At 59.6% G+C, this 13,154-nt stretch carries 11 protein-coding genes; 7 read left to right on the top strand and 4 right to left on the bottom strand.

Translation table 11 applies throughout. The features are described 5' to 3' along the window. Positions 1 to 49 precede the first annotated feature (49 nt). Positions 50 to 2,095 carry a methionine--tRNA ligase gene (gene metG / locus QZH45_RS23570; protein ID WP_024779520.1) on the bottom strand — a complete coding sequence of 682 codons (2,046 nt, stop codon included), beginning with the start codon at positions 2,093 to 2,095 and terminating at the stop codon, positions 50 to 52. Between the two features lie 318 nt (positions 2,096 to 2,413). Between metG and apbC the strand changes: the two genes are divergently transcribed. Next, positions 2,414 to 3,508 (top strand): iron-sulfur cluster carrier protein ApbC, encoded by a 1,095-nt coding sequence (apbC, locus tag QZH45_RS23565; RefSeq protein WP_024779521.1) that lies wholly within the window; start codon positions 2,414 to 2,416, stop codon positions 3,506 to 3,508. Between the two features lie 61 nt (positions 3,509 to 3,569). Here the strand turns inward: apbC and QZH45_RS23560 are convergent, their stop codons facing one another. After that, the gene (locus tag QZH45_RS23560) at positions 3,570 to 4,328 is read right to left on the bottom strand and encodes an SDR family oxidoreductase (RefSeq protein WP_024779522.1); all 759 of its coding nucleotides are present in this window, start codon (positions 4,326 to 4,328) and stop codon (positions 3,570 to 3,572) included. Between the two features lie 56 nt (positions 4,329 to 4,384). On the opposite strand from QZH45_RS23560, the gene QZH45_RS23555 reads away from it, so the two are divergent. From QZH45_RS23555 to groL, 4 genes are all read left to right on the top strand, one after another. Next, positions 4,385 to 5,116 carry a HugZ family protein gene (locus tag QZH45_RS23555; protein ID WP_024779523.1) on the top strand — a complete coding sequence of 244 codons (732 nt, stop codon included), beginning with the start codon at positions 4,385 to 4,387 and terminating at the stop codon, positions 5,114 to 5,116. A gap of 117 nt (positions 5,117 to 5,233) precedes the next feature. Then, positions 5,234 to 5,710, top strand: coding sequence for an FxsA family protein (locus tag QZH45_RS23550; protein WP_024779524.1), 477 nt, complete (start codon positions 5,234 to 5,236; stop codon positions 5,708 to 5,710). A 243-nt stretch (positions 5,711 to 5,953) separates the two neighbouring features. Continuing rightward, positions 5,954 to 6,247, top strand: coding sequence for a co-chaperone GroES (locus tag QZH45_RS23545; protein WP_024779525.1), 294 nt, complete (start codon positions 5,954 to 5,956; stop codon positions 6,245 to 6,247). A 49-nt stretch (positions 6,248 to 6,296) separates the two neighbouring features. After that, positions 6,297 to 7,940 carry a chaperonin GroEL gene (groL, locus tag QZH45_RS23540; protein WP_024779526.1) on the top strand — a complete coding sequence of 548 codons (1,644 nt, stop codon included), beginning with the start codon at positions 6,297 to 6,299 and terminating at the stop codon, positions 7,938 to 7,940. 210 nt (positions 7,941 to 8,150) lie between these two features. On the opposite strand, the gene QZH45_RS23535 is transcribed toward groL, so the two are convergent. Both QZH45_RS23535 and QZH45_RS23530 read right to left on the bottom strand, forming a co-directional pair. Further along, the gene (locus tag QZH45_RS23535) at positions 8,151 to 8,894 is read right to left on the bottom strand and encodes a phosphatase PAP2 family protein (RefSeq protein WP_024779527.1); all 744 of its coding nucleotides are present in this window, start codon (positions 8,892 to 8,894) and stop codon (positions 8,151 to 8,153) included. Positions 8,895 to 8,947: 53 nt separating this feature from the next. Then, positions 8,948 to 10,897, bottom strand: a complete 1,950-nt coding sequence (locus tag QZH45_RS23530; protein WP_024779528.1) for an LTA synthase family protein — start codon at positions 10,895 to 10,897, stop codon at positions 8,948 to 8,950. Between the two features lie 210 nt (positions 10,898 to 11,107). Here QZH45_RS23530 and colR point away from each other — a divergent pair, with 210 nt between their 5' ends. Both colR and QZH45_RS23520 read left to right on the top strand, forming a co-directional pair. Continuing rightward, positions 11,108 to 11,791 carry a two-component system response regulator ColR gene (gene colR / locus QZH45_RS23525; protein WP_024779529.1) on the top strand — a complete coding sequence of 228 codons (684 nt, stop codon included), beginning with the start codon at positions 11,108 to 11,110 and terminating at the stop codon, positions 11,789 to 11,791. Continuing rightward, positions 11,781 to 13,058 carry a sensor histidine kinase gene (locus QZH45_RS23520; RefSeq protein ID WP_024779530.1) on the top strand — a complete coding sequence of 426 codons (1,278 nt, stop codon included), beginning with the start codon at positions 11,781 to 11,783 and terminating at the stop codon, positions 13,056 to 13,058. Before colR ends, QZH45_RS23520 begins: the two co-directional genes overlap by 11 nt. Positions 13,059 to 13,154 lie beyond the last annotated feature (96 nt).

Raw genomic sequence — 13,154 nt, 5'->3', positions numbered from 1 at the left:
CACAGCCGCTGGCACAGCGTCTGTGGGATCGGTACGGCGCGCAGTCGTCTTATTTGATCCGCTGACCCGGCTTGGCGCCGCTGTCGGGGCTCAGCAGATAGATTTCCTCTCCGCCTGGGCCCGCCGCCATCACCATGCCTTCAGAGATGCCGAAGCGCATCTTGCGAGGCTTGAGGTTGGCGATCATCATCGTCAACCGGCCTTCGAGCTTGGCCGGGTCCGGGTAGGCGCTCTTGATGCCGGAGAACACGTTGCGTTGCTCATCACCGATGTCCAGGGTCAGGCGCAGCAGCTTGTCGGCGCCCTCGACGGCCTCGGCCTTGACGATCAGCGCTACGCGCAGGTCAACGGCGGCAAACGCGTCGAACTCGATTTCCGGCGACAGCGGGTCCTTGACCAGTTCGCCGTTGCCGGTTGCAGCGCCGGTGTCGGTCTGGCTGGCAGCCAGGTCTTCCTTGGAGGCGTCGGTCATGGCTTGCACCTTGGCGGCATCGATGCGGGTCATCAGTGGCTTGAACTCGTTCAACTGATGGTTGCTCAACAGGGTCTGGTGATCGTTCCAGGTCAGCGGCGCGACGTTCAGGAACGCCTCGGCATCGGCGGCCAGCAGCGGCAGCACCGGCTTGAGGAAAATCACCAGTTGGCGGAACAGGTTGACGCCCAGTGCGCAGATCGCCTGGACCTCGTCCTGCTTGCCTTCCTGTTTGTTCAGCGACCACGGCGCCTTATCGGCGATCCAGGCATTGGCACGGTCGGCCAGGGCCATGGTCTCGCGCATGGCACGAGCAAAGTCGCGGGACTCGTAGGCTTCGGCGATGCTTGGTGCTGCGGCCAGGAACGCGTCGGTCAGTTCCGGTGCCGCATTACCCGCTACCAGCACACCGGCGTTGCCCTTGTGGATAAAGCCGGCACAACGGCTGGCAATGTTGACGACCTTGCCCACCAGGTCCGAGTTGACCTTCTGCACGAAGTCCTCGAGGTTCAGGTCCAGGTCGTCGACGCCACGGCCAAGCTTGGCCGCGTAGTAGTAGCGCAGGTATTCCGGCGACAGGTGATCGAGGTAGGTGCGGGCCTTGATGAATGTGCCGCGGGACTTGGACATTTTCTGACCGTTGACGGTCAGGTAGCCGTGGACATTGATGCCGGTCGGCTTGCGGAAGCCGGCACCTTCGAGCATTGCGGGCCAGAACAGGGCGTGGAAGTTGACGATGTCCTTGCCAATGAAGTGGTACAGCTCGGCGGTGGAGTCCTTGCCCCAGAACGCGTCGAAGTCCAGTTCCGGCGTGCGGTTGCAGAGGTTCTTGAAGCTGGCCATGTAACCGATGGGCGCGTCCAGCCAGACGTAGAAGTATTTGCCCGGCTCGTCGGGGATCTCGAAGCCGAAATACGGCGCATCGCGGGAGATGTCCCACTGCTGCAGGCCAGCGTCGAGCCATTCGGCGATCTTGTTGGCGACGGCGTCCTGCAAGGTGCCGCTGCGGGTCCAGGTCTGCAGCATCTGCTGGAAGTCCGGCAGCTTGAAGAAGAAGTGCTGGGAGTCCTTGAGCACCGGGGTAGCGCCGGAGATCGCCGATTTCGGGTCCTTCAGATCGGTGGGTGCGTAGGTCGCGCCGCATTTTTCGCAGTTGTCGCCGTACTGGTCCTCGGTGCCGCATTTCGGGCAGGTGCCCTTGATGAAACGGTCGGCGAGGAACATTTTCTTTTCGGGGTCGAAATACTGGGTGATCGAACGGGTGGCAATGTGCCCGGCGTCACGCAGCTTCAGGTAGATCTGGCTCGACAGCTCACGGTTTTCTTCGGCGTGAGTGGAGTGGAAATTGTCGAAGTCCACCAGGAATTCGGCAAAGTCGGCGCTGTGTTCGGCCTGGACGTTGGCGATCAGTTGCTCCGGGGTGATGCCTTCCTTTTCCGCGCGCAACATGATGGCCGAACCGTGGGCGTCGTCGGCGCAGACATAAATGCATTGGTTGCCGCGATGTTTCTGGAAGCGCACCCACATATCGGTCTGGATGTACTCCAGCATATGGCCGAGGTGAATCGAACCATTGGCGTAGGGCAGGGCGCTGGTGACGAGGATCTTGCGTGGCTCGGACATGGGGCTCGGCTACTTGATGAAACGGAGGTCGGCCACTATAAAGCGGCGGCGGCTTTTTTTCATCCTTCGGGCCGGTTTCGGGGTGGCTAAAGTGTGAACTGTGGCGAGGGGATTTATCCCCGCCGGGGTGCGAAGCGCCCCCAAGTCAGTCGACTCGAATGGGCAGGCACACCGGGTTGGCAGATTCAAGGGGCTGCTTCGCACCCCAGCGGGGCGGTGCGACGTTTCGCTAAATCCCTCACCACAAAAGTATTCACAAATCGGTAATCGGGTCTAGGATAGCGACCTGTTTTTCCAGTCCTGCTATCGGAGTTGCCCATGAGCGCCGTCAATCGCGCAACGGTGGAAGCCGTCCTTCGCCAATACACCGACCCCTACCTGAACCAGGACCCGGTCAGCGCCGGATGCGTGCGCGGTATCGACATCCAGGGTGATCGTGTCAGTGTCCAGCTGGAAATCGGCTACGCTGCCGATCTGTTCAAGAGCGGTTGGGCGCAGATGCTGCAAATGGCTATCGAGGCCCTGGACGGTGTGAGCACCGCCAAGGTCGATGTCACCAGCGTGATCGTCCCCCACAAGGCCCAGGCGCAGGTGCCGGGGTTGGCGAACGTCAAGAATGTGATTGCCGTGGCCTCGGGCAAGGGCGGCGTGGGCAAGTCCACCACCGCCGCCAACCTGGCCCTGGCCCTGGCCCGTGAAGGGGCCAAGGTCGGGATGCTCGATGCGGACATCTACGGTCCGAGCCAGGGCATCATGTTTGGCATTGCCGAAGGCACCCGGCCGCAGGTCAAGGACCAGAAATGGTTCGTGCCGATCCAGTCCCATGGCGTGGAGGTCATGTCCATGGCCTTCCTGACCGACGACAACACGCCGATGGTCTGGCGCGGGCCGATGGTGTCCGGCGCCTTGCTGCAACTGGTGACGCAAACCGCTTGGGGCGACCTGGATTACCTGGTGATCGACATGCCGCCCGGCACTGGGGATATCCAACTGACCCTGGCGCAGAAAGTCCCGGTGGCCGGCGCAGTGATCGTCACCACTCCCCAGGACCTGGCCCTGCTGGATGCTCGCAAGGGTGTGGAGATGTTCCGCAAGGTGAACATCCCGGTGTTGGGCGTGGTGGAAAACATGGCGGTACACATCTGTTCGAACTGTGGGCACGCTGAACATCTGTTCGGCGAAGGCGGCGGGGAGAAGCTGGCGACTCAGTACGGCGTCGAATTGCTGGCTTCGCTTCCGTTGTCGATGCTGATCCGCGAGCAGGCCGACGACGGCAAGCCGACGGTGATCGCCGAGCCGGACAGCCAGATCGCCATGGTCTATCAGGAATTGGCCCGTCATGTGGGCGCACGGATCGTGTTGCAGGAGGCCGCTGCACCGGCGATGCCGAACATCACTGTCAGCGACGATTGACAATAGGCGAGCCGGTGTGGGAGCGAGCAAGCCCGCTCCCACACTGGTTTTTGTGGCGGTATTACATCCGCAACCCGCCATCCATCTCCAGGATTCGTCCGGTGTAGTAGTCGTTTTCGAAGATATAGGCCGCTGAATGAGCGATTTCTTCGGGCCGGCCCATACGCTTGAGGGGAATCCCGGACGTCATTCTTTCCAGGGCCTCGGGTTTCATGCTTTGGGTCATCTCGGTTTCGATAAAGCCCGGTGCGATGCCGGCTACACGAATGCCGTAGCGCGCCAGTTCCTTGGCCCAGGTCACGGTGGCGGCTGCCACACCGGCCTTGGCGGCCGAGTAGTTGGTCTGGCCGATGTTGCCGGCCCGGGAGATCGACGAGATATTGATGATGGCGCCGCTGTTCTTCAGTTCGACCATTTTCGCCGCCACTTCACGGGTGCACAGGAATACACCGGTGAGGTTGACGTCGATCACGGCCTGCCACTGGGCCAGGCTCATCTTGGTCATTTCGCCGTCCTTGACCTTGAGCAGCAGGCCGTCACGCAGGATCCCGGCGTTGTTGATCAACCCGTGGATCGCACCGAAATCCTCGGCGACCCGGGCGACCATGTCGCTCACTTGCTCTTCATTGGCCACGTTGCACAGGTAGGCCCGGGCTTCGACGCCCTTGGCCACGCAGGCGGCAACGGCCTGGTCGAGTTTCTCCTGGTTGAGGTCAACCAGGGCGAGCTTCGCGCCCTTGCCGGCGAAATACTCCGCCATGGAGCGGCCCAGACCCTGGCAACCGCCGGTGATAATGATTACTTTGTCAGTGAGTTGCATTCTTATGTCCAGGTGTCTGAGCGTTTTTAGACGAATTTTATCGAAGGAGTCATAAATTGAGCGTTGACGCTGTCAAGCATGCCCGAGAATTACTGCTCAAGGAATACCGTGGAATGCTCTCCACCCATTCCAAATCCATGCCTGGATTCCCGTTCGGCTCTGTCGTGCCATATTGCCTGGACGAGCAGGGGCGGCCGTTGATCCTGATCAGCCGCATCGCCCAGCACACCCATAACCTGCAGAAGAACCCCAAGTGTTCCCTGCTGGTGGGGGAGCGAGGCGCCGAAGACGTGCAAGCCGTGGGGCGCCTGACCTACCTGGCCGAGGCGCGCAAACTTGAAGACAGCGCCGCCATCGACGCTGCGGCCGAGCGTTATTACCGCTACTTCCCGGAATCACAGAACTACCACAAGGCCCACGATTTCGATTTTTGGGTGCTCGATCCGGTGCGCCATCGTTACATCGGCGGTTTTGGCGCCATTCACTGGTTCGATCAGATCACCTTGGCCAATCCCTTTGCCGGCAAAGCCGAGGCGAGCATGATCGAGCACATGAATGCGGATCACGCCAAGGCCATCGCCCATTACGTCGATCTGGCCGACTTGCCCAGGACCGAAGCGGCGCAACTGGTGGGCATCGATAGCGAAGGCATGCACCTGCGCATTGGTCAGGGGTTGTATTGGCTGGCATTTCCGGCGCCCTGCAATACGCCGACACAAGTCCGTGAAGCCTTGGTTTATCTGGCCCACGCCGAAGAATGGCCGAAAAATGCCGAGGCCGACGCTTGAATTCACGAAAGGGCGACGTCATTTAGGTTTTCATAGCTAGTGGTCTGTGTGGCTAATTCGTGCACTCAAATCAACCGTACAGGCCACTAGGCATTCTTGCGTTGAGGAAACCATTTGATGCGCCCTTTTTTATTGCTCTTTCTGCTGTTCCCAGTGTTGGAGCTGTTCGTATTCGTCAAGGTCAGCGGTGCGATCGGGTTTTTCCCGGCCCTGTTGCTGGTCATCCTCGGCTCGATGCTCGGCGTGTTCGTGCTGCGCATCGCCGGTCTCGCCACGGCCTTGCGTGCCCGTGAAAGCCTGAGCCGCGGCGAACTGCCTGCCCAGACCATGCTCGAAGGCCTGATGCTGGCCCTGGGCGGAGGTCTGCTGATCCTGCCTGGTTTCATCAGCGATGTGTTGGGCCTGATCATGTTGCTGCCTTTCACCCGTCGGTTGCTGGCCAACAAGATGCGCCAGCGTGCTGAAGAACAGGCGATGCGCCAGCGGGCTTTCGCCGACGACCTGCAGCCCCGCGGTGGTCCGGCGCCGCGAGAGCCCCTGGGCCGCGAACCTGATGTGATCGAAGGCGAATTCGAACACCGCGATTCCAAGTAGAACCCAGCGCACGGCACCTTCGGGTGCCGTGTTCGTCTTCGGCTCGATGAAGAAAATTTTTTCGATCCAGCCCTTGTAATCCCCTTGTACGCCCTTATGTATCGGTCACCGCAAGGTTTCCGGTGGCAACACCGGACAGACTTCCGCGGTTCGACTGACGAACCGCACCCGGCTATGCCGGCTTTTGTTAAACCCGCCGGGACTACACCGGCCGATGAAAACCAAAATTAGGAGAGATCGACAATGAAGCTTCGTCCTCTGCATGACCGCGTCGTCATCCGTCGCAGCGAAGAAGAGAAGAAATCCCTTGGCGGTATTGTCCTGCCAGGTTCGGCTGCCGAGAAAGCCAACCACGGTGAAGTTCTCGCTGTAGGTACCGGCCGTGTGCTGGACAACGGTGAAGTGCGTGCGCTGGCCGTTAAAGTGGGTGACAAGGTCGTGTTCGGCCCTTACTCCGGCAGCAACACAGTAAAAGTCGACGGCGAAGAACTGCTGGTAATGGGCGAGAGCGAAATCCTCGCTGTCCTCGAAGGCTGATTTCCCGCTCATCTTCCCGCTACTACACAGTATTTAAGGAATATCGATCATGGCTGCTAAAGAAGTTAAATTCGGCGATTCCGCCCGCAAGAAAATGCTCGCCGGTGTCAACGTCCTGGCTGACGCAGTAAAAGCGACCCTGGGCCCGAAAGGCCGTAACGTGATCATCGAGAAGAGCTTCGGCGCTCCGACCATCACCAAGGACGGCGTTTCCGTAGCCAAGGAAATCGAGCTCAAGGACCGTTTCGAAAACATGGGCGCGCAGCTGGTCAAGGACGTTGCCTCCCGTGCCAACGACGACGCCGGTGACGGCACCACCACCGCCACCGTCCTGGCTCAATCGATCGTCAACGAAGGCCTGAAAGCCGTCGCTGCCGGCATGAACCCGATGGACCTCAAGCGCGGTATCGACAAGGCGACCATCGCCATCGTCAAAGAGCTCAAGGCCCTGTCCAAGCCGTGCGCCGACTCCAAGGCCATCGCCCAGGTAGGCACCATCTCGGCCAACTCCGACAACTCCATCGGCGACATCATTGCCGAAGCCATGGAAAAAGTCGGTAAAGAAGGCGTGATCACCGTTGAAGAAGGTTCGGGCCTGGAAAACGAACTGTCTGTCGTCGAAGGCATGCAGTTCGACCGTGGTTACCTGTCGCCGTACTTCGTCAACAAGCCGGACACCATGGTTGCCGAGCTCGACGGCCCGCTGATCCTGCTGGTCGACAAGAAGATCTCCAACATCCGTGAAATGCTGCCAGTGCTGGAAGCCGTTGCCAAAGCCGGCCGCCCATTGCTGATCGTGGCCGAAGACGTTGAAGGCGAAGCCCTGGCGACCCTGGTTGTGAACAACATGCGCGGTATCGTCAAGGTGGCTGCCGTCAAGGCACCAGGCTTCGGCGACCGTCGCAAGGCCATGCTGCAGGACATCGCCGTCCTGACCGGCGGTACCGTGATTTCCGAAGAAATCGGCCTGAGCCTGGAAAGCACCACCCTGGAGCACCTGGGTAACGCCAAGCGCGTCATCCTCTCCAAGGAAAACACCACCGTGATCGACGGTGCCGGCGTTGAGACTGACATCCAGGCTCGCGTTGCCCAGATCCGTGCACAAGTAGCCGAGACTTCCTCCGACTACGACCGTGAAAAACTGCAAGAGCGTCTGGCCAAGCTGTCCGGCGGTGTTGCGGTCATCAAGGTTGGCGCCGGTTCCGAAGTTGAAATGAAAGAGAAGAAAGCCCGCGTTGAAGACGCCCTGCACGCAACTCGCGCAGCCGTCGAAGAAGGCGTGGTACCTGGCGGTGGTGTGGCGCTGGTTCGTGCCCTGCAGGCCATCAGCGAACTGAAAGGCGACAACGCCGATCAGAACGTGGGTATCACTCTGCTGCGTCGCGCTGTCGAAGCACCGCTGCGCCAGATCGTTGCCAACTCCGGTGACGAGCCAAGCGTTGTGGTCGACAAGGTCAAGCAGGGTTCGGGTAACTACGGTTACAACGCTGCTACCGGCGAATACGGCGACATGATTGAAATGGGTATCCTGGACCCGGCCAAAGTGACTCGTTCGGCTCTGCAGGCTGCTGCCTCCGTTGCCAGCCTGATGATCACCACCGAGGCGATGATCGCTGAAATCAAGGAAGACGCTCCAGCTGGCGGCGGCATGCCAGACATGGGCGGCATGGGTGGCATGGGCGGCATGATGTAAGCCAGCCTTACCCCCTGCACTGAAAAACCCCGCCTGCGAAAGCAGGCGGGGTTTTTTATTGGCTGGCGTTGGAAGTACTTTCGCTATTCAGCCAATTTCTGTGGGAGCCGAGTTTGCTCGTGATAGCGGTGGATCCGTTTGCAATGATGTCGGATATCCCGCTGTCATCGCGAGCAAGCTTGGCTCCCACAGGTTTCAGTCGGATGCTGCTCAGGCATTGACCGGTTGTGCTTCGGCCAGGGGCTCTGCCCTCGTGGCCGGCCGGTAGAGGACGAAGTAATAACACCCCAGGCTAATCAGCCAGCAGAACACCGCTGTCCACACGTTGTGCGAGAAGAAGTGTGCCCCTTGCATCATCCGGCCCACAGAGAACACCGTTCCGAGGGTGAAGGCAAATATGAAGGCTCGTCGGGCCAGGCGTGGTCTGCGATCACGCAATACGAAGAACAGCGCAAACAGTGTAAATCCGGTGGCGGCATGCCCCCCCGGCCAGCACCTGCCCGGTTTGTTGGTGTCTGGACGCGGGCTCAGCAGTTCACTGTAGGTTTCCTTGCCACCGAACTCCTTCAGGCTCCAGGGGCATTGAACCGCGGTCACCGCTTTCATCGGAGTGACGAAGGATGTCGCCAGCGCCAGGGAGAGCACCAGGCAGCCCAACTCACGTTTGAAGGGTTTAAGCCGGCTGATGAAAAAAGCGCCTATGAAGCCGAAGATGGAACACACCGAGAAGGCGATGACCACTTGTTTCGCCCGGTCATGGAGGATGTCCTCCAGGAAAAAACTGTGTCGCCCTATAAAATTGCCAGCGGTCGGGTCATAGAACAGCTGGGCAAGGTTCATGTCCAGGTCGGTCCATTCCAGCAAGATCAGAATGATCGACGTAACGACGGGAATGCCCAGGCATAGCCAGAAATTCAGCGGGCGAGGGGAAGAGCGTGGAACGCTTGACGGCATGACGGATCCTGCACAAAGAAAGCGCCCCAGGCCATCCTCCCGGGGCAGTTCGGTTAACGTTCGCTGACTTGCTCGGCACCCTCCATGGGTGCTCTCCAGCCAAGCAGCTGTTGCTTGAAGCCATAACTGGCGGTTTGGTAATACGTAATGGCGCGGCCGATCAAAGGATCGTCACTGGTTGCCCGGGACTCGCGGCTTTCGGTCAGTGCATCATCATGCCGACGCAGGCCCTGACGCGGGCTGAGGATCGCCAGATCCTTGCCGTCGAACAAGCCCAGATGCTGGTAATTACCGACGACGACGCGGGGCGGTAACGGATTGTCCTGCAACAGGTTGCGACCGAAGAAGGTCGACCTGTAATCCAGATTCAGCAACCCGAGCAAGGTCGGAGCCAGGTCAATCTGACTGGCGAGTTGGGCGTTTTCCCGTGGCTCGATCAGCTTTGGCGCGTAAATGAACAGCGGAATCTGATAGTTACTGATGGGCAGGTCTTCCTTGCCGGCGCTGCCAGCGGTGTGGTCGGCCACGAAGACGAAAATTGTATTATCGAACCACGGTTTCTGCCGTGCCTGTTCCAGGAACTGACCAATGGCATAGTCGGTGTACTTGACCGCCCCATCCCGACCGTTGCCGGATCTGATATCAATCCGGTTATCCGGATAGGTGTATGGGCGATGATTGGAAGTCGTCATCAGTTGCAACAGAAACGGCCGTTGCCTGGCGTAGTTGGCATCGGCCAGTTTCAACGTCTGTTTGTACAGATCCTCGTCGGCCATGCCCCAGGCGTTCTTGAAGTGGATTTCGGACTCCTCGACGCTGCTCTGATCAACGACACGATAACCGTTGCCGCTGAAAAAAGCGTTCATGTTGTCGAAGTAGCCGCGACCACCATAGACGAACACGCTGTCGTAGCCTATCGCGCTCAATTGCTGGCCCAGGCTGGCAAAGCCGCTTTCCCGGCCGATACGCTTGACGATCGAACGTCCCGGCGTCGGTGGAATGGCCAGGGTAATGGCCTCCAGGCCACGGTCGGTACGGGTACCGGTGGCGTAGAAGTTACTGAAATACAGACTTTGCTGGCGCAAGGCGTCGAGGTTGGGGGTCAGGTCGCGTTTGTCGCCATTGCTGCCCAGGTACTTGGCGCTGAGGCTTTCGATGGTCACCAGCACAATGTTCGGTTTGCGGAGGGTGCCGGGATTGTCGATCATCCGCCGGATGTCTTGTGGGTCTTCACCGATAAAACGTGCATTGGGCTCGTTCAGTTCGGCGCGAATCTGCTGGGCGACGGCCGTCGGCGCCAGGCTGCTGTAAAACTGTCCGTAGTCCAATTCGTTGTTACGGAAGGCCGCGAAGAACTGGTACGGGCCGTTGCTCGCCAGCTCGTTTTGATAGGCGTTGCCACCCTGGGCGCGTGGCGCGTCCTGGCTGAGCAATTGCAGGCTCAGGCCAGCGAGGGCCATCAGGCCCAGGGCATTGACCAGACGCCCGCGCAAGGTTGGCAATGGGGCGTCCAGCGCGGCCTGGAACGGTTTGCGCAAGGCCAGGCTCAAACCCAACGCCAGTACGGCGAGCATCGTCAGCAAGGTGCCGATCGGGTAGGACTCCAGCACGTTGTTCAACACCTCATCGGAATAGACCAGGTAGTCGACGGCGATGAAGTTGAAGCGCACGCCGAACTCATCCCAGAACAGCCATTCGGCCACCGAGGTGAACAGCATGGCGAACAAACTGACCGTCAACAGTCCCTGAAGCAACCAGCGATGGCCGCGACGGCGCCACAAGGCCGCTGGGCAGAGCAATAGATACAGGCCCATCGGCAGGATTGCATAGGCGAGGAAGCCCAAGTCATACAATAGGCCGATGCCGAAGACCGAGATGGCGCCGCCACCGGATTCATCCAGGTGGGCCAGCAGCAAAACGGTACGGGTCAGAAGAAATACCACCAGCCAGGCGCCGGTGATCAGCAGCAAGAAGCGCATGGGCGCCATTTTCATAAAGTCCATTTACTACATTCCTTATATATCAATCCGATAGCGCGAAAGTATTATCCCCGCACTGTAGTCAGTTTGTGAATCGATAGTGAAAAACGCATAAATAATGTTAGTGCTCGAACGCGTTGACACTTGATGTTTCCAGGCCACTGGCCCTGAGTCGTCATTGGCCGTAAGCTGCGCGGGCCAAGACGGCCGTTAACCGTATACGCAGAGGTGCCCATGCGAATTCTACTGGTCGAAGACAACCGCGACATCCTGGCCAATCTGGCCGACTACCTGGGGCTCAAGGGCTATACCGTCGATTGCGCCCAGGACGGTCTGTCGGGGTTGCACCTGGCTGCGACCGAGCATTACGACCTGATCGTGCTCGACATCATGCTGCCGGGCATCGACGGCTACACCTTGTGCAAGCGCCTGCGTGAAGATGCCCGGCGTGATACGCCGGTGATCATGCTCACCGCCCGGGATCAACTGGACGACCGCCTGCAGGGTTTCAAGTCCGGGGCCGATGATTACCTGATCAAACCCTTTGCCCTGTCGGAACTGGCGGCCCGGATCGAAGCTGTCATGCGTCGGGCCCAGGGAGGCGGGCGGCGTGCGTTGCAGGTCGGCGACCTGAGCTATGACCTCGATACCCTTGAGGTGACCCGCGAAGGTAAATTGCTCAAGCTCAACCCGGTCGGTCTGAAGTTGCTGGCGGTACTGATGCAGAAGAGTCCTCACGTGTTGCGTCGTGAAATCCTTGAAGAAGCCTTGTGGGGCGATGATTGCCCGGACAGCGACAGTCTGCGCAGCCATGTCCACCAACTGCGCCAGGTGATCGACAAACCGTTCGAAAAGCCATTGCTGCATACCGTGCACGGCGTCGGTTATCGCCTGGCCGAGGGCCGCGATGGAGTTTAAGCAGAGCCTTGCCCAACGGATCATCATCGCGTTTGCGTTGATGAGTGCGTTAGTGGCCGGAGCGTTCGCCATGGGGATCGTGGCAACAGTGCACCTGGTGGAAGAGAAGCTGATTTCCTCCGGACTGGGTGGCGACCTGCAACGCCTGTTGCTGATGGACAGCGTCTCGGACTGGAATCATCGTCCGGAACCTGACCAGTTGTTCTATTTCAGCGGCGGCCAGGGTGACTTCGAATTACCCAAGGATCTGCGTCACCTGGAGCCCGGCTTCCACGAGGTGTTTCGCGAACAATTGTCCTATCACGCCATGGTGGAGATCGTTGACGGCCGGCATTACGTGTTGCTGCAGGACCAGAGCGACTTTGAAGAGCGCGAGCGGGTGCTGTTCGCCGTTGTGCTGGTGGGCTTCGTGCTCAGCCTGGCGCTTGCTTTGTTCCTCGGCTGGATCCTGGCGCGTCGGGTGATGGCGCCGGTGGTGCGGCTGGCCAGGCAAGTACGGCATCGTGACCAGCTCCTCGGACTCGCTCCTCCTTTGGCACCTGATTATGCCGCCGATGAGGTGGGTGAGCTGGCGGTGGCGTTCGACGCGACACTGGGGCGGTTACGCCAGGCCTTGACCCGCGAGCGGTTGTTCACCAGTGATGTCAGCCATGAATTGCGCACGCCGTTGATGGTCTTGGCGACCTCCTGCGAACTATTGCTGGAAAACCCGGCGCTGGATCAGCGTGGTCGCATGCAGGTCGAGCGCATCAGCCGAGCCAGTGAAGAGATGCGCGAACTGGTGCAAACCTTCTTGATGCTTGCCAGGGCTCAGCGCGAGGATAACGGCATGTCGCCTCGCCTGACCCTTGGTCAGGTGGCGGAAAATCTCCTTGGTGCATGGCGTGCGGCCATCGAATCCAAAGGCCTGACGCTGATTTTCGAGCCGGGCCAGCCTCTGGATACGCTCTATAACGCCACGTTCCTGACGGCGGTCATGGGCAACCTGCTGCGCAACGCCTTGCACTACACCGACCAGGGCTTCATTCGCCTCACGCTCTGTGAGACCGGGTTCTTGGTGGAGGACAGCGGTGTGGGCATTCCCGAGGAGAAGCGCGAGGCGATGTTCGAACCGTTCGTGCGCGGCAATGAAAAGCGCGGCGAGGGGCTTGGGCTGGGGTTGTCGCTGGTGCAGCGGATTTGCGAGAACCAGGGCTGGGTGGTGAGCCTCAGCACGATGGAGCCCAACGGTTGCCGTTTCGAAGTTGAGTTGAATCCGAAGAAGTGAGTACGTCCTGAAAAATCTTGTAATCATTAAGAAGATTGCATGACTTTTTTTTCACAAAGCGATGACATACCGCTTCATAAGGTTGGACCTGTCTGA

This window comes from Pseudomonas corrugata, assembly GCF_050920615.1.
Lineage (GTDB): Bacteria > Pseudomonadota > Gammaproteobacteria > Pseudomonadales > Pseudomonadaceae > Aquipseudomonas > Aquipseudomonas corrugata.
This window is presented reverse-complemented; position numbering and strand designations above follow the sequence as displayed.